This window comes from Dactylosporangium sp. NBC_01737 (assembly GCF_035963215.1).
In the GTDB taxonomy this organism is placed as follows: Bacteria; Actinomycetota; Actinomycetes; order Mycobacteriales; family Micromonosporaceae; genus Dactylosporangium.
The window spans coordinates 3,791,094-3,816,149 of record NZ_CP109153.1; the positions used below are offsets into that span (position 1 = coordinate 3,791,094).

Sequence of the window (25,056 nt, forward strand, 5' to 3'; positions counted from 1 at the left end):
CTGAGTCCCCCGTTCGCGGGCGGGCAGAGGATGGAAGAAGCAGGCACGGCGCAGCGGCACACGACGACCAGGACGTGGGGGAGCGGCCGTAACGATGCGCTTCCGGCAAATTACCCCGAGCCACTTGATCAGCTACTCCATGCATTCGGGCGGTAACCGGAGCCTGGTCAGTCATTGCCTTTTGCAAAAATGCACGTTTAGCCGTCACGGTCCCTGGAAAGCGACTAAGGTGACGTCCCCTCGCGCATCGGCGCGGCTGCGACGCCCGACGACCCGGCGTATGGTGAGTCCCCACGCCGACCACGGAGGTACGCATGGGGAGCCGCTGGGATGCCTTGATCGTCGATGCGCTCGACCCTGAGCGGCTCGGCCGGTGGTGGGCCGAGGTGCTCGACCACCGGGTCGAGAGCGTGTCCGCGCGGGAGGTCGTGGTCGGCCCCGGCGTCGACGGCCATCCGCGGCTGGTCTTCCTGCGCCACCCGGACGCCAAGCACGCCAAGAACCGGCTGCACCTCGACCTGCGCCCCGACGACCTGGACGGCGAGATCGAGCGCCTCGTCAACATGGGTGCCCGCCACGTCGACGTCGGCCAGCCCGAGGACGCCACCTGGTTCGTCCTCGCCGACCCGGAGGGCAACGAGTTCTGCATCCTGCGAACCCCCGGATGACGCCCGTGACGGATTTCGGCAGGGCCTACCGCCTGGCCGTCGCCGCCGGCCTCGGCCTGCTGACCGTGGCCGCCGGCGCGTTCGCGCTGTACAACGTCCGGCAGATCCTGGTGCAGGTCGTCATCGCGGTCTTCGTCGCGGTGAGCCTCGACCCCGCCGTGCGGCTGCTGATCCGCCGCGGGGTGCGCCGTTCGGTCGCGGTGGCCGTCATCGTCGTGCTCGCGCTGCTGATCCTCGTCGGGTTCGTCTGGTCGCTGGTCCCGCCGCTGGTCGGCCAGGGCGGCGACCTGCTGCGCAACATCCCGCAATACCTGCAGGAGCTGCCCGAACGGTCGCAGACCTACCGCGAGGTGGCCGACCGCTACGGGCTGACCGAGAAGCTCACCGAGTACGCCAAGACCCTGCCCGGCAAGGTCGGCGGCGGCGCGCTCGGCATCATCGCCGGCATGTTCAGCGCCGTGCTCAACGTCCTGCTGGTCACCGTGCTCACCATCTACTTCATGGCCGACCTGCCCCGGATCCGGCGGGGCATCGTGCGGCTGGTGCCGCGGCAGGGCCGCCCCCGCGCCGCGCAGGCCATCAACGTCGTCGTCGACAAGGTCGGCGGTTACATGATCGGCAACCTGATCATCTCGCTGTTCGCCGGGGTGTCGTCGTTCGTGTGCCTGTTCGCGATGGACGTGCCGTTCGCGCTGCCGCTCGCGTTCTTCGTCGCGATCACCGACCTGATCCCGCTCATCGGCGCCACCGTCGGCGCCGTCGGCTGCACGGTCGTCGCGCTGGTGACCGGCGACGTGTGGCCCACCGCGATCGTCGTGGCGGTGTTCTTCCTGCTGTACCAGCAGCTGGAGAACTACCTGATCGCCCCGCGCGTGCTGCGCAACACCGTCGACCTGTCCGCGATCGCGGTGCTGCTCGCCGCGCTCGTCGGCGGCGCGACCCTCGGCGTGGTCGGCGCCCTCATGGCGATCCCGATCGTGGCCGCGATCAAGGTCCTGATGACCCCGGTCGTCGAGGCCCTCAACGAGCCGCCCGCCGACCGGGACCCGCCCGCGGCGCCGCCGGTGCCCGTCCCGGCCCCACTTCCAGCGCCGCGAGATCAGCAACCCGGGGAGACCTCTAAGCTCGAGGCGTGAACCCGGACCTCGACCCGGCTATGGAACGCTTCGTGCACGAGCCGCAGAAGGACCGCACCACGACCTCCGCGGACAACGGCCGCGGAGCGTTCCAGCGCGACCGGGCCCGCGTGCTGCACTCCGCCGGGTTCCGCCGCCTGGCCGCCAAGACCCAGGTGCACACCGCCGGCGCCGACGCGTTCCTGCGCACCCGCCTCACCCACTCCCTGGAGGTCGCGCAGATCGGCCGGGAGATGGGTGCCCGCCTCGGCTGCGACCCCGACGTGGTCGACACCGCCGGGCTCGCCCACGACCTCGGCCACCCGCCGTTCGGGCACAACGGCGAGGACGCCCTCGACGAGGTCGCGCGGCCGTGCGGCGGCTTCGAGGGCAACGCACAGACCCTGCGGGTGCTGACCCGGCTGGAGGCCAAGGTCCTCGCCCCGGACGGCACCTCCGCCGGGCTCAACCTCACCCGCGCCGCGCTGGACGCGGTGTCGAAATACCCGTGGCCCCGCCGCGCCGAGCTCCGCAAGTTCGGCGTGTACGCCGACGACGCCGCCGTCTTCGGGTGGTTGCGCGCCGGCCGTACCGATGATGAACGGTGCCTCGAGGCGCAGGTCATGGACTGGGCCGACGACGTGGCCTACTCCGTGCACGACGTCGAGGACGGCATCCACGGCGGCTACGTCCACCTGGCCACGCTGCGCGCCGACGCCGGCGAGCGGGCCGCGCTGTGCGAGGACGTCGCCGCCGCGTACTCCACCGAGCGCCCCGCGGACCTCGAAACCGTCCTGCTGGACCTGCTCGCCGACCCGGTCCTGGCACCGGTGGACCACTACGACGGCAGCCACGCCGCCCAGGTCGCCCTGAAACGGGTGACGAGCGTGCTCACCGGGCGCTTCGCCGCGGCGGCCGTGTCGGCGACCAGGGCGGTGCACGGCGACGAGCCGCTGCGGCGCTACGCGGCGGGGCTCGTCGTGCCGCCGGCTGTGCGGGCGCAGTGCGCGCTGCTGAAGGGCATCGCGCTGCGGTACGTGATGCGCCGCCCCGGCTCGAAGCAGCGCTACGCGCAGGAGATCACCATCCTGCAGGAGCTGGTGACCGCGCTCGCCGACCGGGCGCCGGACGGGCTCGACGCGGTCTTCGCCCCGATGTGGCGGGCCGCCGCCGACGACGCGGCCCGGCTTCGGGTCGTCATCGACCAGGTCGCCTGCCTCACCGACCTGTCCGCCACGGCGTGGCACCAGCGGTTGAACCCGGCGGCCACCGCGGGCGTGTGATCGGTGGCAGATCGCGGACCGGTAGGGAAGGCTGGACGTATGGCTGACGAGCGGACATTTGTGATCGTGGGCGCGAGCCTCGCCGGGGCGAAGGCGGCGGAGACACTGCGCGCCGAAGGCTTCACCGGGCGGATCGTGCTGATCGGCGAGGAGACGGAGCGCCCCTACGAGCGCCCGCCGCTGTCCAAGGGCTACCTGCAGGGCAACGAGGACGCCCGCGAGAAAGCGTTCGTCCACCCCGAGGGCTGGTACGCCGAGCACGACGTCGACCTGCGCCTCGCCACCCGCGTCACCCGCGTCGACCCGGTCGCGCACACCGTCACCCTCGACGGCGTCGACGAGCTGCGCTACGACAAGTTGCTGCTCACCACCGGATCGCGGGTGCGCACCCTCGACGTGCCCGGCGCCGACCTGACCGGCGTGCGCTACCTGCGCACCGTCGACGAGTCCGACGCGCTGCTCGCACACCTGCGCGCCGCCGCGCACGTGGTCGTCGTCGGCGCCGGCTGGATCGGCCTGGAGACCGCCGCCGCGGCCCGCAAGCACGGCGCGACCGTCACCGTGGTCGAGGTCGCCGACCTGCCCCTGCAGCGCGTCCTCGGCGACGAGGTCGCCACGATCTTCGCGGACCTGCACCGCGCCAACGGCGTGCAGTTCCGCTTCGGCGCGTCCGTCGCGGAGTTCCGCGGCATCGACGGCACCCTGACCGGCGTCGTCCTCGCCGACGGCACCGAGCTGCCCGCCGACGTGGCCGTCATCGGCATCGGCATCCAGCCCAGCACCGAGCTCGCCGTCGATGCCGGGCTGGAGGTCGACAACGGCATCCTCGTCGACGCCGGCCTGCGCACCTCCGACCCCGACATCTACGCCGCCGGCGACGTGGTCAACCTCGACCACCCGGGCCTGCGCCGGCGGGTGCGGGTCGAGCACTGGGCGAACGCCCTCAACGGCGGCAAGGTCGCCGCCGCCGCACTGCTGGGTGAGGCCGTCTACGACCGGGTGCCGTACTTCTTCTCCGACCAGTTCGACCTCGGCATGGAGTACTCCGGCTTCGCCGCGCCGGGCGACCACGACGGCGTCGTGTTCCGTGGCGGCACGTCGGTCGCGGACGGGTTCGTCGCCTTCTGGGTCAAGGACGGCCGGGTCCTGGCCGGCATGAACGTCAACGTCTGGGACGTCACCGACGACATCCAGGCCCTCGTCCGCGCCGGCTGGAAGGGCACCGCGGTGGACCTGGCCCGTCTCGCCGACCCGAAGGTGCCGCTGGGCGAGCTGCTCGGCTGAGCCTCACGCGGTCAGCTCCCGCACCCGCGGCACGACCTCCTCGGCGAACCGGCGGACCTGGCCGAGGTGGTCCGCCACGGGCCAGAACACGAAGGTGTCGAAGCGCAGGTCGTGCGCCCACCCGGCGAGCACCCGCGCCCACGTCTCGCTGTCGCCGCGCAGCCCCTGACCGGCGCTCGCGCCGATCGCACCGAGCACGTTGTACAGGCGGCGCACCGCCGACGGGTCCCGCCCGGCCCGCTCGGCGGCGGCGTCGATCGCCGCCTGCCGGGCCGGGACCTCGGCGGGCGGGACGTAGATGTTCAGCGGGCTGACCCAGCCGTCGGCGAGCGCGCCGAGCACGCCCAGCATCCGGGGGCCCTGCGCGCCGAGCCAGATCGGCACGGGCCGCGCCGGACCCGGCCGGTATCCGCCGACCCGGTGGTGCTCGCCGTCGAGGACGACCGGGGCGTCCGCCCGCAGGGCCTCCCGCAGGATCCGCAGCGCCTCACCGGCGGCGGTCACCGCCGCGGCGCCCCGCCACGGTGTGCCGCCCATGCCGGCGACCGCGTCCGGGTAGCCGCCGGTGCCGACGCCGAGGTCGAACCGGCCGCCGGTCAGCACGTCCAGCGTCGCGGCAGCCTTGGCCAGCATCGGGGCGGGCCGCAGCGCGAGATCGGCGACGCCGGTCATGAACCGCACCCGGCTGGTCCGGCCGGCGAGGTGACCGGCGAACAGCGGCGCGTCGAGATGATCCGGCTGGTACGGGTGGTCCTGCACCGTGACCAGATCCAGCCCGGCGGCGTCGGCGGCCCGGGCGAGCGCGACGGCGCCGGCGACGTCCCGCGCGTCCGGGGTGATCGAGACGCCGAAGCGCAGGGGCCGCTCAGCCATGGAAGGGCCACGCCTTCCAGGAGGCGAGGACCGGCGCGAGGGCCTGCTCCTCGAAGGCGAGGTGCTCCAGCAGGTGCGCCGACAGGGTCTCCAGGGCGTCCACGAGCCGGGTCCGCGCGGCCGTGTCGTCGCCGTCGAGGGTGCGGGCCGTTGCCTCGATCTCGTCGAGGAGGCCGGCGACGACGCGGTGGTCGGCCTCCAGGCGGTCGACGGTCGCCCCGAGCTGCGGCGCGGAGCGGCGGACGGCGGGGAACAGGGCCACGTCCTCGTTGGTGTGGTGCTCGTGGACGAACGCGCAGTAGCGCAGGCAGTTCACCCGGAGCTGGAACAGCCCTCCCCGCGTGCGTAACCCGAGCAACCCCTCCTGGATCCCGGGGGCCGGCGCGCCGCGGGCGGCCTCCCGGGCGAGGTCGCGCACCGCGGCGAGATCGCGGCGGACCATGTCGTGCACCCATTGCAGCTGGGCGAGGAGCGGGTTCTGGCCGGCCTGTGTCTGTGTCATGTCTTCCAGCGTCCGGAGCGGCGGGGTGGTGGGCAATTGCGATATTAGCTACTAACCTTTGGTAAGTGACCTCGATCGCGCACGCACCGCTCGGCACCACGGGCGACACCACGGGCCTGGACACCACGGGCCTGGACACCACGCCCAGCGATGCCGCGTGCCGCGCGTTCCAGCCGGCGCTGGAGTTCGTCGGCCGGCGCTGGGTCGGCATGATCCTGCTCGCGGGCCTGCGGGGAGCCCGCCGGTTCGGGCACTACCGCGCCTTCACCGAGGGGATCTCCGACCGGGTGCTGGCGCAGCGGCTCAAGGAGCTCGAGCAGCGTGGGCTGATCGAGCGCTCCGTCATCCCGAGCACACCGGTCCAGGTGCTCTACGCGCCCTCGGCCGCGGCCGAGGAGCTGATCGCCACCCTCGAGCCGCTCATCGCATGGTCGATGCGGCACCCCGAGGTGATCTGACCGCGGCGCCGGCGCCCGCTATCCTGCACACATGTCGGAGCAGGTCAGGCTCGTGATCGCCGACGACCAGGCGATGATCCGGGCCGGCCTGCGGCTGGTGGTCGAGACCGCCGCCGCGGCGACGATCACCGTGGTCGGCGAGGCGTCCGACGGGGCCGAGGCGGTCGCGGTGGCCCGGCGGCTGCGGCCCGACGTGCTCGTCATGGACATCGCCATGCCCCGCCTGGACGGCCTGTCCGCGGCGCGGCAGCTGCTCGCGGACCCGAGCCCGCCGAAGATCGTGCTGCTGACCATGTTCGACACCGATGAGCACCTGCACGCGGCGCTGCGGCTCGGGGTCAGCGGGTTTCTGCTCAAGGTGTCGCCGCCGGAGCAGCTCGTCGACGCGGTCCGGGTCGCGGCGGCCGGTGACGCGCTCATCGACCCGGCGGTGACGACGCGGGTCATCGCCTCGTTCGCCGCCCGGCCCGAGCCGGTCCCGGCGCCGGAGCTCGCCACGCTGACCGGCCGGGAGCGCGACGTGCTGGAGCTGCTGGTGCGTGGGTTGTCCAACGCCGAGATCGGCGGCCGGCTGCTGGTGGGCGAGGCGACGGTGCGCACCCACGTCGGCCGGATCTTCCAGAAGCTGGGGCTGCGCGACCGGATCCAGGCCGTGGTGTACGGCTACGAGGCGGGCCTCGTCAGCCCGGGCGCCGCCGGTTCGGGTGTCACCGGTCCGGGTCTCTCCGGTCCGGGCGTCACCGGATCGGGTGTCACCGGTCCGGGTGCCTTCGGTTCGGCTGGATGACGGCGCCACGCTGGCGGCCGTCGTGGCTGGACGCCGTGCTGGCGCTCGCGGTCGGCGGGGCGGGGGTCGTCGAGGCGTACGGCCGGGCGGGCCCCGGCGCGGGGCAGATCCACCGGCCCGGCCTCGTCGCCGCGGGTGCGCTGGTCGCCGGGGTGCTCCTGCTGCTGCGCCGCCGGTCCCCGGTCGGGACCCTCGCGGCGCTGACCGGGCTGTCGGCCGTGTTCCGGGTCGCGGTGACCGACGACGACTATCCCCTCGCGGCCTGGCAGTTCTACTCGAACCTGATCCTGGTGCACACGGTCGGCAGCCAGTCGGCGGGGCCGCGGGTGCGCGCCGCCGGGATCCTCGTCGTCCTCGCCGCCTACGCCCTGCTGCAGACCCTGCCCGGCCAGGACGTCGCCGAGAGCCTGATCGGCGCCATCTTCATGAGCGTCGCGTACGGCAGCGGGATCCTGCTGCGCCGCCAGACCCGGCGGACGATCCTGATGGCGCAGCGGGCGGCGGTCGCGGCCACCGAGGAGCGCACCCGCATCGCCCGTGAGCTGCACGACGTCATCTCCCACAACGTCAGCCTGATGACGTTGCAGACCGGCGGGGTGCGGATGCTGCTGGCCGCCGACCCCGCCCGCGACCGGGAACGCGACCTGCTGCGCGGCGTCGAGCGGGCCGGCCGGGACACCGTGGAGGAGCTGCGGATGCTGCTCGGCGTCCTGCGGGACGGGCGGGCCCCGGCCGGGCTCGACCGCCTCGACGAGCTCGCCGGGCCGTTGCGGGCGGCGGGCCTGGACGTCAGGGTCGTCACCACCGGTACGCCGCGGTCGCTGCCGCCGTCGCTCGGGCTGGCCGTCTACCGGGTCGTGCAGGAGGCGCTGACGAACACCCTGAAGCACGCCGGCGCGGCGGCCGTGGACGTGACGATCGGCTTCACCCCGGACGCGCTGGCCGTCGAGGTCCTCGACGACGGGGCCGGCGCGTCCCCGGGCGGTGGCGCGCCGGGGCACGGGCTCGTCGGCATGGGGGAGCGGGTCGCGCTGCACGGCGGCACCCTGCACGCCGCGGCCCGGGCCGGTGGCGGTTACGCGGTCACCGCGACGTTCCCGCTCGGCGCCTGAGCCCACTCGGCGTCGCTCATCCGCAGCATCCGCACGCCGATCACGCCCGCGCCGGCGATGTACAGCAGACTCCCGGCGATCATGCCGATCGGGTACACCGGCCCGGCGAGCATCCCGGCCACCATCGCGGGCGGGGCCCACCACGGGACCTGCCGGTCGTACGCGAGCGTCAGGCCGAGCAGCAGCACGCCGAGCAGCCCGAGGAACCCCGGCACCTGGAAGCCCCACAGCGCACCGCCGGCGGCGAACGCCGCGTCGGCGAGACGGTCGCCCTCCGCCGTGCCGAGGTCCGCCTCGAGCCGGGCGTAGAAGAAGTCGCCGAGCATCAGCGCCGAGAAGTTGACGACGCCGAGCAGGGCGACCGCCCCGGCGATGTGCCCGAAGAGCACCGCGCGCCGCCGCACCAGGTGGATCATCCCGATGATGCCGGGGACGAGCAGCACCCAGCTCCAGTGCAGCAGTACGGCGCTCACGGACACCTGCCCGGGGTGGCGCCCGTAGGCCCCGTCGGCGGCGTCGCCGGCGCGCAGGGCGGGGTCGACGAGCAGCCCCGCCACGTAGAGCAGTGGCGCGGCGACGAGGCAGGCCCCGGCCAGGAGACGTCGAAGGTTGTGCGGCATGACGACCTTTCGGCTCGAACGGAATCGGTGTCGAGCCGGAACCGTAGGCCGCGCCGCCGCGAGCCGTCGTCAGCCGCGACGCTGACCGGGTCAGCGCCGCGGCGGACCCGCCCGGGCCGTTGCGCGGCGCGGGGGTCGCAGCGCCGCGGCGGACCTGTCCGGGGCGTTGCGCGGCGCGGTCGTCTCAGCGGTCCGGGATCAGCGCCGTCAGGCCGTCCAGGAGGCGGGCCAGGCCGAACTCGAACAGCGTGTCCAGGCCGAAGTCGACGGCGCCGTCCGGCTCCTGCGCCAGGCGGACGAACATCGGATAGTCCCCGCCTGCCACGATCTCGCCGAAGCGGTCCATCTGCGCGGCGAACCACTGCTCGTTGGTGACCCCGCTGTCCTGCTCGGCGCCGGCCTCCCACTCGAGGTTGACCGCGGTGCCCCGGGCGTGGTTGGCCAGCATCATCGCGGTCTGCATCGCCACGGGCAGCGGCAGGCCGGTCTCGTCCAGCGCGGCGAGGACCCACTCGGTGTGGGCCATCGCGTGCGGCGCCATCGGCGGCCGGGTGAACGACATGACCTCCGCCGCCCACGGGTGCCGCCGGTAGATCGACCACTGCAGCCGCGCCACCGTCTCCAGGCGGCGCCGCCAGCCCTCCGGCGCCGGCGACGGCAGCGGCGACGCGGCGAACGCCGCGTCCGTCATCAGGACCAGCAGCTCCTCCTTGCCGGCCACGTGCCGGTACAGCGTCATCGTCGGCATCCCCAGCGCCGCGGCGACCCGCCGCATCGACAACGCCGCCAGCCCGTCGGTGTCCGCGATCGCGGTCGCCGCGGCGACCACCTGCTCACGGTGCGCGGGCCGGCGATCCCGGGACGCGGGGGGTCGGGCCACGACGGTGCCGACCCCCGGGACCGCCTCGACGAGCCCCTCGTGGCGCAGCGCGCCGAGCACCTTGGTCGCGGTCGCCATCGCGACGCCCCACTCGCGGATGATCTCCCGGGTCGACGGCACCCGGTCGCCGGGCCGCAGGTCGCCGGCCCTGATCCGGTCGCGGATCAGCCCGGCGATCCGCAGGTAGTGCGCTTCGGTCACGAACCGATTCTAGTGCACTAGTGCACCGGACCGTAAAATGGCAGTTGACAGTGTTCGTACGCTGTACGCATGGACATTCTCATCTCAGGTGCGAGCGTCGCCGGCACGGCGCTGGCGTTCTGGCTGCGGCACGCGGGGCACGCGGTCACCGTCGTGGAGCGGGCGCCCGCCGTGCGCGACGGCGGCTACGCCATCGACGTGCGCGGCACCGCCCTGCGGGTCGCCGAGCGCATGGGCATCGCCGACCGGGCCCGCCGCGCCGGCACCGACACCCTCGGCACCAGCTTCGTCAACGCCGCGGGCAAGCGGATCGCGACCCTGCCGCTCGGTTTCGGGGTGCTCAGCCCTGACGACATCGAGATCATGAAGGGCGACCTCACGCGCCTGCTGTACGACACGGTCCCCGGCGGCGTGGAATGGATCTTCGGCGACACGGTCACGGCGCTGGACCAGGGCGCGGGCGGGGTGCGGGTGACCTTCGCCCGGAGCGCGCCGCGCGGCTTCGACCTCGTCCTGGGCGCCGACGGCCTGCACTCCGCGGTCCGGGCGCTCGCGTTCGGCCCGCCGGAGCGGTTCGTGCACGACCTCGGCAGCCGCATGGCGATCTTCACCGCCCCCAACGAGCTCGGCATCGAACGCTGGCAGCTGATCCACAACGCGCCCGGGCGGGTCGCCAGCGTCAAGACCGACCCGGGCAACGCGACGATCAAGGTCAACCTGCTGTTCGGCGGCACCGGCGGCACCGGCGGCGCCGACCACCGCGACCGTGACGCCCAGCGCCAGCACGTCGCGGCGGCCTTCGAAGGCTGCGGCTGGCACGTGCCGCGCCTCCTGGAGCACCTGCGGACCGCGCCCGACTTCTACTACGCGCCGAACGCGCAGGTCCGCATGGACGCCTGGACCCGGGGCCGGGTCGCGCTGGTCGGCGACGCCGGCTACTGCCCGTCGCCGCTCACCGGGCAGGGCACCGGCCTCGCCCTCGTCGGCGCGTACACCCTGGCCCGCGAGCTCGCCGCCGCCGGCGACGAGCACGTGGCGGCGTTCGCCCGGTACGACACCGTGCTGCGCGACTTCGTCGAGGTCAACCAGCGGGCCGCGCTCGCACCGGCGAAGGGGTTCGCGCCGCGGACCGCCCGGGAGGTGTGGCTGCGCGACCTCAGCATCCGCATGCTGCCGCACGTGCCGTGGCGGCATCGGATCTTCGAGGCCATGACGAGGGACGCCAAGCGCGCCTCCGAAGCGTTCGAACTCTGCACGGACGACGCACATTTGCTTAGGATCGGGGGTGATACGTCGATGTGAGGGTGCAGGGTCGGCCGGATCGGGGTAGGCAGCCGTGGATCGTGATCGGGACATGGCGATGGCCGCGATCCGCTCCGTCTACACCATCACCGGCCGCATCAACACCGGCAGCACCGTCGCCGAGACGCTGCACCGCATCGCCGAGGCCGTCGTCGAGAGCGTCGGGTTCGGCGCCGCGGTGGTCAACTACCTGCATCCCGAGGGCGTCTACGAGGCGGTCGCGATCGCCGGCCCCGAGGAGGCCCGCGCCGAGCTGCTCGGGGTGCGCTACCCGGCGGCCGAGTTCGACGCGCACCTCGCCGACGCCGACGAGTGGGGGCAGCTGCGCTTCCTGCCGCACGAGCGGCACAACGACGGCATCCAGTCCTGGATCCCCTCCCCGGCCGAGGGCGCCGACCAGGTCCCCGACGAGGAACGCTGGCACCCGCTGGACGCCCTGTTCGCGCCGCTGTGCGCACCGGACGGTTCGCTGGTCGGGATCCTCAGCGTCGACCTGCCCGCGGACGGCAGACGCCCAGGCGCGTTCCAGCAAGAGCTGCTGGAGATGCTCGCCGCGCAGGCCGGCATCGCGATCAACAACGCCAACCTGGTCGAGGCGCTGCGCCAGGAGCGCCGGCACCTGGAGGCCAGCGAGGCCGCGTTCCGGCTCGCGTTCAACGGCGCCGGCACCGGCATGTGCATGATCGGCCTGGAGGGCGCTGACCTGACCCGGATCGTCCGGGTCAACCCGACCCTGTGCGAGCTGCTCGGCCGGGACGAGGACGTCCTGGTCTCGATGCGCTTCGGCGACTTCATCCACCCCGACGACTTCGACCACAGCCGGGAGGTGTTCGCCGGCGGTACCGGATCCGTCCGTGACTACGAGGTCCGCTGCGTGCGCGGCGACGGCGAGACGATCTGGATCTCCGCCACGATGTCGGTGGTGGCCGGCTCGCCCTCGTTCGCCATCACGCAGGTGCAGGACATCACCGGCCGCAAGGCGACCGAGGCCGACCTCGTGCGGCGGGCCTCCCGCGACCCGCTCACCGGGCTGGTCAACCGCGACGCCTTCACCGAGCCCCTCGCCACCGCGATCCGCCGGGCCCGCACCGAGGCCGTCATCAGCGCGCTGCTCTTCTGCGACCTCGACGACTTCAAGGTCATCAACGACACCCTCGGCCACGACGCCGGCGACGCGGTCCTCGTCGCCGTCGCGCACCGCCTCGTCTCCCTGGTCAGGCCCACCGACACGGTCGCACGCCTCGGCGGCGACGAGTTCGTCGTCCTCACCGGCAACGTCACCGTCACCGACCTCGGCGCGCTCGTCGACCGCCTCGAACGCTCCGTCTCGGCACCGGTCACGCACCAGGGCCACATCATGCGGGTACGGGTCAGCGTCGGCGTCGCCGTGATCGATGACACGGTCGACGATGCGGGCGCCGCACTGCGCGCCGCCGACCGCGCGATGTACCTGGTCAAGGGCGGGCGCCACGCCGGAGGGGTGACCAGGCGGGTGACCGCGTTCGGTGATCGTTCGGGTGCGCCGGGTGGTATGCCGTTGCTGCGGTTGGCCCGCCCCGAAGCCGCCCAGTAGGGTCGTGAGGTCCGCTCCGGTCGACCTGCACCGCATCCGGTGCTGCCGGGCGGGCGCCGTCGAGTCGCGAGACGTTCGCGAGCCGGGGACCCACGTAGTCCTCTGGGGTGTATCCGTGGCCGAGCCACGGTAGGGCGAAGCTTCCCGCCCGAACCCGTCAGCTAACCCGGTAGGCGGCACCGGAAGGAGTCTGCCGATGATGGCCGCCCGCCCGCCGTCGTAGCGCCTCACCACTGATTCCCCCCTTCCAGCACGCCGCCGTCCGGCGCCGTGCCGATGCCGCATGTCTGTCTTCGATGAAGGACCTTCAGTAGTGAAGCCATTGCCACGTCAATTCCATCCTCGACATCGCCGGCCGGCGCTCAGTGTGAAGACCGGCACCGTCTCGGTCGCCGTGCTGTCCGCCACGCTGCTGGCCACCCTGCCCGCCGACTCGCCGTCGATGTTCACCGGCTCCGCGTATGCCGAGTCCGGGGCGGTCGCGTCCGCGTCGCCGTTCTCGTCCCCTGCCGCGTCGCCCTCCGTGTCCGCGTCACCGTCGCCGTCCTCGGCCGGGCCGCTCGCGGTCGCGGTGCCGGCGGCGCCGCCCGTGCCGCCGGCACCGCCGGTCGTGCGGCCCGTCGCCGGGCTGAACCAGCGGCAGATGGACAACGCCGCGCTCATCGTGAAGCAGGGCCGGGCGCAGGGCATGCCCGACCGGGCCCTCGTCGTCGCGATCGCGACCGCGATGCAGGAGAGCAACCTGTACAACGTCGCCAGCGCCGCGGTGCCGTCCTCGCTGCAGCTGCCGCATGAGGGCGTCTCCTCCGACCACGACTCGGTCGGGCTGTTCCAGCAGCGGGCCAGCCAGGGCTGGGGCACGGTGGCGCAGCTGATGAACCCGTCGCACTCGGCGATGCTGTTCTACAACGCGCTGTCCCGGGTGCGGGGCTGGGAGCGGATGAGCGTGACGGCGGCCGCGCAGGCGGTGCAGCGCTCGGCGTTCCCCGGTGCGTATCAGAAGCATGCCGGCCGTGCGGAGCAGGTGGTCGGCGCGCTCAGCTGAGATGCCCGCAGTGACCGGCCGGCGCCCGTGGGGTCCCGGCCGGTCGCGGCTCTGCGACGGCGCGGTAGTGGCTGCCGGGTGCGACCGGCTTCGATGACTACTGCGCCCCGGACGCCGATCTCCTCTCTTTCCGCATGATCGAAGGACGCCCCAGGCCGCCGGGGCGACCACCGCTGTCCTTCGATCATGCCGGCAAGATCATCCACCCGTCCCGGAACCCGCGACCGCCGGCAGGACGATCCAGCGCGTGACCCGTCGCACGTCGCTCCCGCCGTGATCAACGCTGCGTGTTGGTCACCCGGGCAGCCGCGGGATGACTTCGATCACACCGCAAGATCGCGCGGGTTGTGGGTTCCGCGGCTTTGTGGGTCGCGGGTCAGGCCGGGTGGCGGGTCAGGCCGGGTGGCGGGTCAGGCCGGGTGGCGGGTCAGGCGGGGTGGCGGGTCAGGCGGGGTGGCGGGTCAGGCGGGGTGGCGGGTCAGGCGGGGTGGCGGGTCGCCCAGCGGGCCAGGGCGATCAGCTCAGCGACCGCGGCCGGCTCGGGGATCGCCAGGTCGAGCGCGAGTAGTGCCTGCGCCAGGAGGTCCTCGCCCTGCTGGACGCACCAGGAGCGGGCGCCGGACCGTTCGATGACCTTCGCGGCGCGTTCGAGCTCGGCGTCGCCCAGCCGGCCGTCCCGGCGCAGCAGGTCGGCGAGCTCGTCGGCGCCCGCCGCGAGCGCCGCCGCGACCGGCAGCGACCGCCGCCGGCGGCGCAGGTCGGAAACGTCGGCCGGCCCGTCACGGCCGGATCGCCCCAGATGCCGAGCAGGTCCTCGGTGAACTGGACGGCCAGCCCCAGCCGCACGCCGAACAGCCGCAGCTGCTCCACCCGCGCCGGGTCGCCGCCGCCGGCGATCGCGCCGAGCGCGCACGCGCAGCCGAGCAGGGCACCGCTGCGCTGCTCGACCGCCGTGATGCACTCGCGCAGCAGGTCGCTGCCGGACCGGCGGCCGGTGGTGGTGTCCAGGGCCGTGCCGAGCACCGTGTGCTGGCTGTGCAGGAGCTGCTGGACGGTGTCGCCGAGGACGCGCACCCCGGCCCGGTCGACGGGGGCCGCCCCTGACTGTTGCCGCCCGCCGTCGGCGCACGGATCGGCGGCGCCGTCCCGCTCGACGAACCGGTCGCGGGTCGCCTGCTCGTCCCGCATGCCGCCGATCGCGCGCGTGTCGCCCGTTTTGTGCGTGTCGCCGGCCGCGGGTGTACCGCTGAGCGCCGGTGTGGCGTCCGATGCCTGCGGGTCCGCGCCGCGCGGTCCGCCGCCGGCGGCCCGCCGGTCACCGCCGGGCCGCAGGTCGGTGGGCTGCTGCCCGTCGACCACGAGCGCCGGCCGGGTGTCCCGCGTCGCCTGGCGCAGCGGGCGTGGCACGCGCCTGGTCGGGTCGCCGGTGGCCGCCACGTCGAACGCGAGCGCCAGCATCGCCTCGCCGCCCAGCGTCGCCGGGTGCGGGCCGACCACGCTCCACGCCGTCGGCCGGTGCCGGCGGGTCAGGTCGCCGTCGAACAGGTCCTGCTGGAGCAATGACCAGTGGTGCACCAGCTCGACCGCGACGGCGCCGGCCACCGCGTCGTGCGGGTCACCACCGACCGCGCCGGCGCAGACCAGGCTGAGCGCGGCCCGGGTACGCACGCCCGGCGGATCCTCGTCCAGCCTTCCCAGCTGCAGCTCCGCCACGTCACGCGACGGCGCCGGCAGCCGGCCGACGGCGGTGCGCAGCGGCGGCTCGACCAGCAGGCCGGTCCAGGCGAGGACGTCGTCGACGGTGCGCAGCACGGTGACCATCAGCCGGACACCGCCAGGCAGGGGACACTCACCGGAAACGCACCACCCGTCGGATCAGAGCATGGACAGGCGCCGATCAGTGCCGGCGCCGTGGACTGGTCAAGTATGCCGGTGGTGCCCGTCGGACACGCCCAAAACCCACCGATGGTGGGCGGGTCATCGCGTCGCTTGCAGCAGCGACGGATCCGGTGGCGACACGACTGTCGCCTGCCGGTGCCGGAATGCCTCCCAGGCGGCCTTCGGGGCGGCCGCGACGTCCCTGAGCGTGTTGTACGCGATCGTCACCCGCTGGCAGCCCTCGCAGAGCGCGGGTACCCCGTACGCGTCGACCCCGAGCCGCCGGCACAGTGTGACCGCGCGGTGCAGGTGCAACTCCTGGCTCACGAGGAGGGCTTTCGTCACGCCGTACACATCGTGGGCGCGCCGGCACGTGTCATAGGTGTCCAGGCCGTGCGGGTCGACGACCATCCGGGCCGGGTCGACGCCCTGACCGGCCAGGTAGTCCCGCATGACACGGACCTCGTCGCCGGAGCCGCCCTGCGCGTCGCCGGAGATGAGCAGCGCCTTCACCTTGCCGGTGGTGAGCAGCCGCGCGGCCACGTCCAGCCGGCCCTTGAGGAACGGCATCGGCACCTGCCCGCCCGGCGCCACCTGCGCACCGAACACGATCGCCACGTCCGCGGCCGGTGCACCGGCGGCCGGTCCGATCCGGCCCATCGAGCCGAGCCGCACCCAGAGCGTCGGCGCGAGCACCAGCGCCGCGACGACGGTGCCGGTGAGCACGACCCGCAGCAGGATCCGGCGGTGGCGCTCCAGGCGGGTCTCCCGGCCGGCGGGGAGCCGCTGCCGGTCGCGCGCCGCCCACCTGGCCCGTTCGACCTCGAACAGGAACCATGCCGGCACCTTCTGCCGGGTGCGCAGCGTCTCGCGCTCGTCGTCGTCGAGGTAGCCGGTGACGTGGTCGACCGCGAGCGAGTACGCCGCCATCCGCGCCGCGCCCCGGGCCTGGGACCGCAGCACCGCCCACGCCCCCAGCGTGGCGATCGTCACCACCCAGCCCAGTGGCCCCAGGCGGCGGCTGCGTCGGCGCAACCGGTCCTGTACGGCGAGCCAGGCGGCGCGCTCGTCACGCAGTTTCGGCATGGCGGCAGCATCGCACGGCGTTGTGATGTGGTGGTGCCCGTGTGGTGTCGGTCGTGTGGAGTCGTAAATTGTCGGTGGCGCGAGGCAGGATGTACACCTCGGGTTGGGGAGGTGGCGTCAGGTGGCCGGCAAGATCAAGGACGAGGACATCGCCTTGGTTCGTGAGCGCACCGCGATCGCGGATGTGATCTCCGAGCATGTGACGCTCAAGTCGGCCGGGGGCGGCAACCTCAAGGGGCTGTGCCCGTTCCACGACGAGAAGACCGCGTCGTTCAACGTGTCGCCCGCGCGCAACGTGTATTTCTGCCACGGCTGCGGCCAGGGCGGCGACGCGATCAAGTTCCTGATGGACCACGACCACCTGTCGTTCGTCGAGTCCGTCGAGCGCCTCGCCGGCCGTGCCGGCCTGCAGTTGCAGTATGTCGAGGCGGGCAGCGCGCCGATCCGCCAGACGGGGCAGAAGCAGCGCCTCATCGCCGCGCACGCCGAGGCGGCCCGCTTCTATGCCGAGCACCTCGGCTCGCCCGGCGCCCGCTTGGCCCGGGAGTTCCTCGCCCAGCGCGGCTTCGGTCGCGAGGAGGCGGAGCGCTACGGGTGCGGCTTCGCGCCTGAGGGCTGGGACCCGCTGAGCAAGCACCTGCGGCTCAAGGGCTACACGGCGCAGGAGCTGATCACGGCGGGGCTGTCCAAGGAGGCCCGCTCCGGCAGCCTCATCGACCGGTTCCGCCGCCGCCTGCTGTGGCCGATCAAGGACATCTCCGGCGACGTGATCGGTTTCGGCGCGCGGAAGCTGTTCGACGACGACGACGGCCCGAAATACCTGAACACCCCGGAGAGCCCGCTCTACAAGAAGTCCCACGTGCTGTATGGCGTGGACCAGGCCAAACGTGAGATCGCCAAGCAGAGCAAGGTCGTCATCGTCGAGGGGTACACCGACGTCATGGCCTGCCACCTGTCCGACGTGCCCGTGGCGGTCGCCACCTGCGGCACCGCGTTCGGCGCCGACCACATCGCGGTTCTGCGCCGCCTCCTGCTCGACGCCGACGGCTACGGCGGGGAGATCATCTTCACGTTCGACGGCGACGCCGCCGGGCAGAAGGCGGCGCTGCGCGCGTTCGAGGACGACCAGCGTTTCGTCGCCCAGACGTTCATCGCCGTCGGCCCCAACGGCATGGACCCCTGCGAGCTGCGCATGGCGAAGGGCCCGGTCGCGGTGCGTGACCTCGTCGCCGACCGGCAGCCGCTGCTCGACTTCGCGCTGCGCTCCGTCATCCAGCGCTTCGACCTCGACACCGCCGAGGGCCGCGTCGGCGCTCTCAAGGCCACCGCCCCGCTCGTGGCGAAGATCAAGGACCGCACCCTGCGCCCCGAGTATGCTCGCAAGCTCGCCGGTGACCTGGGCATGGAGCTCGAGACGGTCCAGCGCTCCGTCGGCGCCGCCGCGAAGGGCCTCGTCGAGGCGCCCCCCACCACGACCCGCAGGATCCTGGCGCCCGACAGCGCCGAGGCCCTCGTCGAGCGCGAGGCCCTGAAGCTGGCCCTGCAGCAGCCCGCCATGGCCGGCCCCATGTTCGACGTCATCGGCGCCGACATCTACGCCCACCCCACCTATGCGATCCTGCGCGCCGCGATCGCCGACGCCGGCGGCGCGTCCTCCGCGACCGGCGGCGCCGTCTGGATCGAGCGGGTCCGCGAGGCCTGCACCGACCCGGCCGCCGGCGCCCTGGTCACCGAGCTGGCCGTCGAGCCCCTGCGCCTCGACGGCGAGCCCGACCCGCGCTACGTCGAGGCGACCATCGTGCGGCTGCAGCTGCCCGCGCTCAACCGCCGCATCGCCGACCTCAAGTCCAAGCAGCAACGCATCAACCCCGTCACCAACGCCGAGGAGTATCTGCGCCTGTTCAGCGAGCTGGTGTCCCTGGAGCAGCACGCCAGGGCGCTGCGCGACCGAGGCGCCAGCCGCTGGTGACGGCGTGCCCCCGGCGGTCGGGCCCGGGCGGTTCAGTAGAAGGAGCGTGTCGTGTTCGGCTTCCTGAAGAAGCGCCGCCTGCCGGCCGGGCAGCGCCCCGCCCTCGCCGCCGACGAGCGGGTCCTGTCATGGGCCGGCACCACCGGCGACAACGTCGTGGTCGTCACCAACCTCGGCCTGTGGCTCCCCGGCGCCGGCGAACGCCTCGGCTGGCACGAGATCCACAAGGCGACGTGGTCGGGCCGGCAGCTCGCCCTGATCGCCGCCCGCGAGCTGCCCGCCGAAGGCCCCGGCGACTACGCCGTGATGGAGGACCTGCCGCCGCTGGTCCTCGCCCTGATCGACCCCGACCGGGTGCCCGAGCAGGTCCGCACCCGCGTCAACAAGTCCATCGCACACACCTCGCACCACCCCCTCACGACCGGCTTCGGCGTCCGCGTCGTCGCCCGCCGCGTCAGCGGCGTCGACGGCGTGCGTTGGACCGTCCGCTACGACGAAGGCGTCGACCCCGGCGCCCCGGGCGTCGCCGAGCAGACCGCCGCCCTCGTCGCCTGGGCCCGAGAGTCCCTGGGCACCCCTGCCACCGCCTGACGCGCTGGCCTGACGCGCTGGCCTGACGCGCTGGCCTGACGCGCTGGCCTGACGCGCTCACCGTCCGGCTTGCCCGCCTGGCCCGCTCATCGTCTGACCTGCCCATCGTCCGGCTCGCCCGTCTGGCCCGCTCACCGTCTGACCCGCTCATCGTCTGGCCCGCTCATTGTCTGGCCCGCCAGGTGCGCCGGTCGGCGCCGACCGCCGCCGACGTTGGTCCGGCCTGGCTCAGGGGGCGGTGTGGTCCGCTCGGGTCAGTCGGCCGCTCCGATGTCGCCGGGTTCGGCCCGCGACGCCGATCGCCGGCCCGCCTGCCCAGCGCCCCGCCTGCCCAGCGGCTCGCCGGTGGTGATCGCCAGAACTGTCCGTTGATCACGAGTGACAACCCCCGTGATCGGAAGCGGCGGCTGCGGCTAGGTGCGTTCGGTGGCGGCGGGGGAGTCCGCTGCGGCGGGAGGGGCCGCCGGAGATGTGAGCCCGCCTCGCCGGCGACGGAGCAGGTGGACGGTGGCGGCCGTGACGAGCGCGACGTCGAGGAACGCGCCCGGGACCTTCGTCTTCGTGGCAAGGCCGAGGCTGTCGGGCAGCGTGAGCAGCGGCAACCCGGCCGCGGCGACGTGCACGACGGTGCGCAGCCGGCCGGTGAGCGTGGTGCCGGCCAGCAGGGCGATGCCGCCGATCGCGTACCAGGCGTAGAAGACCGGGCCGAGCACCGCCACGGCGAGCATCCCGACCCCGGCCGCCGTGAGCACCACGTCCTGACCGCGGCGCCCCGTCGCGCCACCGTCCCGCCCGTCGCGGCCGAGCGTGGCCAGGGTGCGCGCGGCCCGCCACCACAGTGCCAGGAGGATCGCGGCGAGGGCCAGCAGGCCGGCGGCCCTCGCGACCGCGACCGCCGTCGCGAACCACTCCGGCCGGCCGGCCACGCGCAGCACGTAGCCGGCGGCCATGCCTACGCCGGTCGGGACGGACAACCACTGCACCATGGTGCTGGTCGAGCCGAGGGCATGCAGGAAGCCGAGGCCGTGCCCCGTGAGGAGGGCGAGGATGGCGTACGCGGCGCCGGCCGCCCCGGCGAACGCCGCAGGAGCCGTCCAGCGGGCTCTGGTCGTACCGGCGAAAAACAGCAACAACAGCGCAAAAGGTGCGGCGGCGATGGCGGTGACCTTGACGGCGACGGCGAGGCCGAAGGCGACCCCGGACGCGGCGCCGGCCACGGGCCCCGGACGCCGCGCGGCGACGAACCCGGCCAGCACCAGCCCGGCCAGGACGACGTCGTTGTGGGCGCCGGACACGACGTGGACCAGCACCAGCGGGCTCGCGGCCAGCAGCGCGTTGCCGCGGGACAGGCGGTGCACGGCCGCGATGCACAGCAGCAGGCCGAGCAGGGCGGCGACGCGCAGCAGCAGGACGACGGCGGGCAGGCTGCCGTGTGCGAGCCAGGCCGCGGCGCCCTCGACGGCGATCCACAGTGGACCGTAGGGCGTCGGGGTCTCCCGCCACAGTTCCGGCACGTCGGACAGCCACGTGCAGGGCAGCTCGGCCGGGCCCACCCGATAGAGGTCCAGGCCGGCGTTGAAGAGCTGGCCCTGGCAGGCGTACGCATAAACGTCGTGGCTGCCCAGCGGTGGTGCGAACAGCAGCGGCACGCTCCAGAGCGCGGCCGTCAGCAGCAGGCCGCGCTGGTCGGTCTCCGCCCGCAGCGTCCACCAGGCGCGGATCAGCATCGCGAGGGCGACGAACCACACGACGACCCCGAGCAGCCACGCGCCGTCGTGCGGGACCGGCTTGCCGGCCAGGAAACCGCTGGCGGCGAGCAGGACGGTGGCGGCCAGCCCGAGCCAGCGCGGGTTGACGCTCACCAGCACATCGTGCCAACCGCCCTTCACCGGCCGCAAATCGCCCCCGTTTTTGTCAGACCCCTGGGTTAGTGTCGCGACGTGGCTGAAGACGGGGCATTGATCGCGGCGACCGCGCTGGTCAAACAGTTCGGTGACTTCACCGCGGTCGATGGCATCGACGTGCGGGTGCAGGCGGGGGAGGCGTTCGGCTTCCTCGGTCCCAACGGGGCCGGCAAGTCCTCGACGATGCGGATGATCGGCTGCGTGTCCCGGCCGACCGGCGGTTCGCTGCGGATCCTGGGCATGGACGCGGCCAGGGACGGCTCGGCGATCCGGGCGAGGCTCGGGGTCTGCCCCCAGCAGGACTCGCTCGACCTGGAGCTCACCGTCCTGGAGAATCTCACGGTCTATGCGCGCTATTTCAACATCCCGCGCAAGGTGGCGCGGGCGCGTGCCATGGAGCTGCTCGACTTCGTGCAGCTCGCCGACCGCGCCGGCGACAAGGTCGAGCCGCTGTCCGGCGGGATGAAGCGCCGCCTGACGATCGCGAGAGCGCTGGTCAATGAGCCGGAGATCGTGCTGCTCGACGAGCCGACGACCGGCCTCGACCCGCAGGCCCGGCACCTGGTGTGGGAGCGGCTGTTCCGGCTCAAGCAGCGCGGCGTGACCCTGGTGCTGACCACGCACTACATGGACGAGGCGGAGCAGCTGTGCGACCGCCTGGTCGTCATGGACTCCGGCCGGATCGTCGCGGAGGGCTCGCCCCGGGAGCTCATCGACCAGCACTCGACCCGCGAGGTCCTCGAGGTGCGGTTCGGCAACGACCCGCTCGACGGGTTCGCGGACAAGCTCGACGGCATCGGCGAGCGCACCGAGGTGCTGCCCGACCGCATCCTGGTCTACACCGACGACGGCGACGCGGCCGCGGCGCAGCTGCACGGCAGAGGCCTGACGCCGTCCAGCGTCCTGGTCCGCCGCGGGTCGCTCGAAGACGTGTTCCTGCAGCTCACCGGCCGGACGCTGGTGGACTGATGGCACACCCGACGACCCTGGCACTCGAATACCACCTGGTGTCCTACCGGCGCACGTGGCGGGGGAGCGTGTTCAGCTCGTTCGCGCTGCCGGCGATGTTCCTGGTCGCCATGGGGATCACCGTCGGGCACTACATCGACGAGCGGTCCACCACGATCGGCGTGCCCTATCTGGACTATCTCGGGCCCGGGCTCCTTGCCTCGACCGCGCTGCAGGTGGCGGTCGGCGACTCGACGTGGCCGGTGTTCAGCGGGTTCCAGTGGACCCGGGTCTATCACGCGATGCGGGCCTCGCCGCTCACCGTGGGTGACATGCTGCGCGGCCATCTGCTGTTCGTCACGCTGCGGGTCGCGCTGTCGGGCGCCGGGTTCCTGGTGGTGCTGCTGCTGTTCGGCGCGCTGCACTCGTGGTGGGCGCTGGCCGCCCCGCTGATCTGCGTCCTGCTCGGCGCGGCGTGCGCGGCGCCGTGCTTCGCGTTCGCCGCACGGGCCGAGAGCGACGGCGCGTTCGCGGTGCTGTTCCGCGTGGCGGTGGTCCCGATGACCTTGTTCGCGGGCGTGTTCTTCCCGGTCGACAGCCTGCCCGTGCCGGCGCGCCTGCTGGCGTGGGTGTCACCGTTGTGGCACGGCGTCGAGCTGTCCCGGGCCGCCACCCTCGGCACGCCGACCGCCTGGGGGCTGCCCGCCCACGTCGCGGTCCTGCTGCTGTGGTGCGCGGTCGGCTATGTGCTGGCGCTGCGCTCGTTCACCCGGAAGCTGGTCGACTGATGGTCACCACACTCCTCTTCCCGCGGGCCATGTCCCGCCTCGACCACCAGACCTCCGGCGCCCTGTCCGTCACCGGGCGTAACCTTGCCGCGGCCAGGCACTCCGCGTACTGGTGGGTGCTGCTGTCCGGGTTCGTCGAGCCGCTGCTCTACCTGCTGTCGATCGGCGTCGGCGTCGGCCGGCTCGTCGGCGACATCGCGCTGCCCGACGGGCGGCTCGTGACGTATGCGCAGTTCGTCGCGCCGGCGATGCTCGCGGCCTCCGCCATGAACGGCGCGCTCGCCGAGACCACCATGAACTTCTACGGCAAGCTCAAGTTCATGCGCATCTACGATGCGACGCTCGCCACCCCGATCACCCCCATGCAGGTCTCCGTCGGCGAGCTCATCTGGGCGATGTGCCGGGGCGGGGTCTACTCCGCGGTCTTCCTCGTCGTCATGGCCGCGCTCGACCTCACCACCTGGGGCTGGGCCCTCGTGGCGCTGCCGGTGACGCTGCTCGTCGGGTTTGCGTTCGGTGCCCTCGGCATGGGCCTGTCGACGCTGCTGCGCTCCTGGCAGGACTTCGACTACATCAACGTGACCCAGTTCGGCCTGTTCCTCTTCAGCGGCACCTTCTCACCCCCGTCGGACTTCCCGGCGCCGCTGCAGGTCCTGATCGAACTGACCCCGCTGTATCACGGCGTCGCCCTCCTGCGAGCCATCACGACCGGCTCACCCGACTGGTCGATGGTGTGGCACGTGGCATACCTGATCGCCCTCGCCGCCGCCGGCCTGACGATGGCCAGCCGCCGCATGGGCCGCCTGCTCCTGAAGTAGCTTCACACCGGCGTGCCCACGCCGCCACGTCCCGCCGTGACGTGGCCGCCGCGGCAGGTTCCGTGCCGCCGTGCCGACGCCACCGGCTCCGCAGCGCGCCCGCGCCGGCAGGTCCCGCGGCCGAACGACTGCGTCGGCACGTTCTGCGCCGGCGTGCCGACGTCGCTGGTTCCGCGGTGTGACCGCGTCGGCAGGTCCCGCGGCCGTATGACTGTGTCGGCACGTTCTGCGCTGGCGTGACAATGTCGCTGGTTCCGTGGTGTGACCGCGTCGGCAGGTCCCGCGGCCGTATGACTGCATCGGCAGGTTGCGCAGCGGCGTGGTCGCGTCGGCGGGCTCAGCGCTGGCGTGACGACATCGCGGGTTCCGTTGCTGCGGCAGCAGTTTCCGCCCGGGCGTGACGACGGTCGCACGTTCCGCGGCGTGACCACGCCGGCCTGCCCCGGCTGCGGCGTAGTTGCGTCGGCAAGTTTCCACGGGTGGCGCTACTGCGGCGGCGGGGTCGCGTCATCGACGAACGTGGTTCGAGCGCTGCTTCGCGTGATCCTGCCGCCGCAGACAGCAGGGCACGCTGTGGTGTCATCTCACGCGCTGCTCGGGCGATCAGCTTCGGTAACTGGACGGGCCGGCCACGTCCGGGCCAACCACAGCCGCAGGTGGAGCCGGCGGCCGGCTGATGCCGCTCGAAGGCGGATCCACGGAACCGGCGGTCCCCTCTGTCCGCCCACCCGGAACACCAGATGTCCGCCTTTGCGCGGATCGTTCGACCCGTTGCCGAGGACGACTGTGATCAATGGCAGATCTGGTCGTCATGACCGCCAGCGGCACGACGCTGATCTTCCGGGCGCGGGTGATCGTGCGTCGCGCCGCCGTGATCGAAGTCGTGTGCTGGTCGTCCGGGCGGCCACAGGGCGACTTCGATCAATCCGACCGTGATCGAGCACCTGCCGGCCGGCTACGGGGGGTGTCGGGCGTCCCGCCGGAGCGGGCCAGCGCGCGGGATAAGGCTCGCGAAAGCGGCGAACCGCCCACGCCCGGGAGAGGGAACTTCCGGCAGAAGAAAGTCGGCGGCGAGATCGGAGGGCGGGAGCGGTTGCCACCGTGACCGGAGTCGGCCTTGGATCGTGAGGGCTCCGGAGTGGCGTTCAGTCGGCGGGGGATTTGTCCGCAAAGTGGGTGCTTGGTGGAGCGGTAGCACGCCTGGTGACCAGGGGGAAGTTGGAAACGTTTGGAAGTGGGCCAACTTCCGTTGGATTGAGCAAAAGTTTGGTAACGGGGGATAGAAGACCTAGACGCGGCGCTTTGAAGGGCCTAAAGTCTCGACGCAACACGGGTGTAACGCACGGCACACGACCCGGCAACCAGCACCTC

Annotated in this window: 23 protein-coding genes and 1 riboswitch; of the genes, 16 read left to right on the plus strand and 7 right to left on the minus strand. The window is 73.0% G+C overall.

Features of this window, described 5'->3' with window-relative positions; all coding sequences use genetic code 11:
* Positions 1 to 314: 314 nt before the first annotated feature.
* The 4 genes from OHA72_RS17130 to OHA72_RS17145 are packed head-to-tail and all read left to right on the plus strand — an operon-like array spanning position 315 to position 4,350.
* Entirely contained in the window at positions 315 to 668 is a 354-nt protein-coding gene (locus tag OHA72_RS17130; protein WP_327008814.1) for a VOC family protein, read from the plus strand.
* A complete protein-coding gene (locus OHA72_RS17135; RefSeq protein WP_327008815.1) occupies positions 665 to 1,804 on the plus strand; it encodes an AI-2E family transporter in 1,140 nt (379 codons plus the stop codon). The genes OHA72_RS17130 and OHA72_RS17135 overlap by 4 nt, the downstream gene beginning before the upstream one ends.
* A complete protein-coding gene (locus tag OHA72_RS17140; protein WP_327008816.1) occupies positions 1,801 to 3,066 on the plus strand; it encodes a deoxyguanosinetriphosphate triphosphohydrolase in 1,266 nt (421 codons plus the stop codon). Before OHA72_RS17135 ends, OHA72_RS17140 begins: the two co-directional genes overlap by 4 nt.
* 39 nt (positions 3,067 to 3,105) lie before the next feature.
* Complete coding sequence (locus OHA72_RS17145; RefSeq protein WP_327008817.1) at positions 3,106 to 4,350, plus strand: NAD(P)/FAD-dependent oxidoreductase; 1,245 nt, start codon at positions 3,106 to 3,108, stop codon at positions 4,348 to 4,350.
* 3 nt (positions 4,351 to 4,353) lie between these two features.
* On the opposite strand, the gene OHA72_RS17150 is transcribed toward OHA72_RS17145, so the two are convergent.
* Positions 4,354 to 5,223 carry an LLM class flavin-dependent oxidoreductase gene (locus OHA72_RS17150; protein ID WP_327008818.1) on the minus strand — a complete coding sequence of 290 codons (870 nt, stop codon included), beginning with the start codon at positions 5,221 to 5,223 and terminating at the stop codon, positions 4,354 to 4,356.
* Positions 5,216 to 5,725: a hemerythrin domain-containing protein gene (locus tag OHA72_RS17155; RefSeq protein ID WP_327008819.1), complete on the minus strand. Its 510-nt coding sequence runs from the start codon at positions 5,723 to 5,725 to the stop codon at positions 5,216 to 5,218. Before OHA72_RS17155 ends, OHA72_RS17150 begins: the two co-directional genes overlap by 8 nt.
* Positions 5,726 to 5,790: 65 nt before the next feature.
* Here OHA72_RS17155 and OHA72_RS17160 point away from each other — a divergent pair, with 65 nt between their 5' ends.
* From OHA72_RS17160 to OHA72_RS17170, 3 genes are read left to right on the plus strand one after another with little or no spacing between them, the layout of a single operon-like run.
* A complete protein-coding gene (locus OHA72_RS17160; protein ID WP_327008820.1) occupies positions 5,791 to 6,183 on the plus strand; it encodes a winged helix-turn-helix transcriptional regulator in 393 nt (130 codons plus the stop codon).
* Between the two features lie 31 nt (positions 6,184 to 6,214).
* On the plus strand, positions 6,215 to 6,970 hold the full coding sequence (locus OHA72_RS17165; RefSeq protein WP_327008821.1) for a response regulator: 756 nt from the start codon (positions 6,215 to 6,217) through the stop codon (positions 6,968 to 6,970).
* Positions 6,967 to 8,082 (plus strand): sensor histidine kinase, encoded by a 1,116-nt coding sequence (locus OHA72_RS17170; RefSeq protein ID WP_327008822.1) that lies wholly within the window; start codon positions 6,967 to 6,969, stop codon positions 8,080 to 8,082. The genes OHA72_RS17165 and OHA72_RS17170 overlap by 4 nt, the downstream gene beginning before the upstream one ends.
* Here the strand turns inward: OHA72_RS17170 and OHA72_RS17175 are convergent.
* Both OHA72_RS17175 and OHA72_RS17180 read right to left on the minus strand, forming a co-directional pair.
* Positions 8,046 to 8,702: a hypothetical protein gene (locus OHA72_RS17175; RefSeq protein ID WP_327008823.1), complete on the minus strand. Its 657-nt coding sequence runs from the start codon at positions 8,700 to 8,702 to the stop codon at positions 8,046 to 8,048. The genes OHA72_RS17170 and OHA72_RS17175 overlap by 37 nt on opposite strands.
* Positions 8,703 to 8,886: 184 nt before the next feature.
* Positions 8,887 to 9,783 carry a TetR/AcrR family transcriptional regulator C-terminal domain-containing protein gene (locus OHA72_RS17180; protein ID WP_327008824.1) on the minus strand — a complete coding sequence of 299 codons (897 nt, stop codon included), beginning with the start codon at positions 9,781 to 9,783 and terminating at the stop codon, positions 8,887 to 8,889.
* 69 nt (positions 9,784 to 9,852) lie between these two features.
* On the opposite strand from OHA72_RS17180, the gene OHA72_RS17185 reads away from it, so the two are divergent.
* The 3 genes from OHA72_RS17185 (at position 9,853) to OHA72_RS17195 (ending at position 13,703) form a co-directional block, all read left to right on the plus strand.
* Positions 9,853 to 11,085, plus strand: a complete 1,233-nt coding sequence (locus OHA72_RS17185; RefSeq protein WP_327008825.1) for an FAD-dependent monooxygenase — start codon at positions 9,853 to 9,855, stop codon at positions 11,083 to 11,085.
* Between the two features lie 34 nt (positions 11,086 to 11,119).
* The gene (locus OHA72_RS17190; protein WP_327008826.1) at positions 11,120 to 12,658 is read left to right on the plus strand and encodes a diguanylate cyclase domain-containing protein; all 1,539 of its coding nucleotides are present in this window, start codon (positions 11,120 to 11,122) and stop codon (positions 12,656 to 12,658) included.
* A gap of 47 nt (positions 12,659 to 12,705) precedes the next feature.
* Positions 12,706 to 12,849, plus strand: a riboswitch (cyclic di-AMP (ydaO/yuaA leader).
* 176 nt (positions 12,850 to 13,025) lie between these two features.
* Complete coding sequence (locus tag OHA72_RS17195; RefSeq protein ID WP_327008827.1) at positions 13,026 to 13,703, plus strand: hypothetical protein; 678 nt, start codon at positions 13,026 to 13,028, stop codon at positions 13,701 to 13,703.
* A gap of 516 nt (positions 13,704 to 14,219) precedes the next feature.
* Here OHA72_RS17195 and OHA72_RS17200 read toward each other — a convergent pair.
* A complete protein-coding gene (locus OHA72_RS17200; RefSeq protein ID WP_327008828.1) occupies positions 14,220 to 15,524 on the minus strand; it encodes a polyprenyl synthetase family protein in 1,305 nt (434 codons plus the stop codon).
* 156 nt (positions 15,525 to 15,680) lie between these two features.
* Complete coding sequence (locus tag OHA72_RS17205) at positions 15,681 to 16,667, minus strand: SanA/YdcF family protein (protein WP_327008829.1); 987 nt, start codon at positions 16,665 to 16,667, stop codon at positions 15,681 to 15,683.
* A gap of 121 nt (positions 16,668 to 16,788) precedes the next feature.
* Here OHA72_RS17205 and dnaG point away from each other — a divergent pair, with 121 nt between their 5' ends.
* Together dnaG and OHA72_RS17215 are read left to right on the plus strand one after the other, a co-directional pair.
* A complete protein-coding gene (gene dnaG, locus OHA72_RS17210; protein WP_327008830.1) occupies positions 16,789 to 18,636 on the plus strand; it encodes a DNA primase in 1,848 nt (615 codons plus the stop codon).
* A 51-nt stretch (positions 18,637 to 18,687) separates the two neighbouring features.
* Positions 18,688 to 19,227: a hypothetical protein gene (locus OHA72_RS17215; protein WP_327008831.1), complete on the plus strand. Its 540-nt coding sequence runs from the start codon at positions 18,688 to 18,690 to the stop codon at positions 19,225 to 19,227.
* Positions 19,228 to 19,640: 413 nt separating this feature from the next.
* Here OHA72_RS17215 and mptB read toward each other — a convergent pair whose 3' ends face one another.
* Positions 19,641 to 21,089: a polyprenol phosphomannose-dependent alpha 1,6 mannosyltransferase MptB gene (mptB, locus tag OHA72_RS17220; protein ID WP_327008832.1), complete on the minus strand. Its 1,449-nt coding sequence runs from the start codon at positions 21,087 to 21,089 to the stop codon at positions 19,641 to 19,643.
* A gap of 78 nt (positions 21,090 to 21,167) precedes the next feature.
* Between mptB and OHA72_RS17225 the strand changes: the two genes are divergently transcribed.
* The 4 genes from OHA72_RS17225 (at position 21,168) to OHA72_RS17240 (ending at position 24,790) form a co-directional block, all read left to right on the plus strand.
* Entirely contained in the window at positions 21,168 to 22,100 is a 933-nt protein-coding gene (locus tag OHA72_RS17225; protein WP_327008833.1) for an ABC transporter ATP-binding protein, read from the plus strand.
* Positions 22,100 to 22,867, plus strand: a complete 768-nt coding sequence (locus OHA72_RS17230; protein WP_327008834.1) for an ABC transporter permease — start codon at positions 22,100 to 22,102, stop codon at positions 22,865 to 22,867. The genes OHA72_RS17225 and OHA72_RS17230 overlap by 1 nt, the downstream gene beginning before the upstream one ends.
* The gene (locus tag OHA72_RS17235) at positions 22,867 to 23,685 is read left to right on the plus strand and encodes an ABC transporter permease (protein ID WP_327008835.1); all 819 of its coding nucleotides are present in this window, start codon (positions 22,867 to 22,869) and stop codon (positions 23,683 to 23,685) included. Before OHA72_RS17230 ends, OHA72_RS17235 begins: the two co-directional genes overlap by 1 nt.
* 793 nt (positions 23,686 to 24,478) lie before the next feature.
* A complete protein-coding gene (locus tag OHA72_RS17240) occupies positions 24,479 to 24,790 on the plus strand; it encodes a hypothetical protein (protein WP_327008836.1) in 312 nt (103 codons plus the stop codon).
* The last annotated feature ends 266 nt before the right edge of the window (positions 24,791 to 25,056 follow it).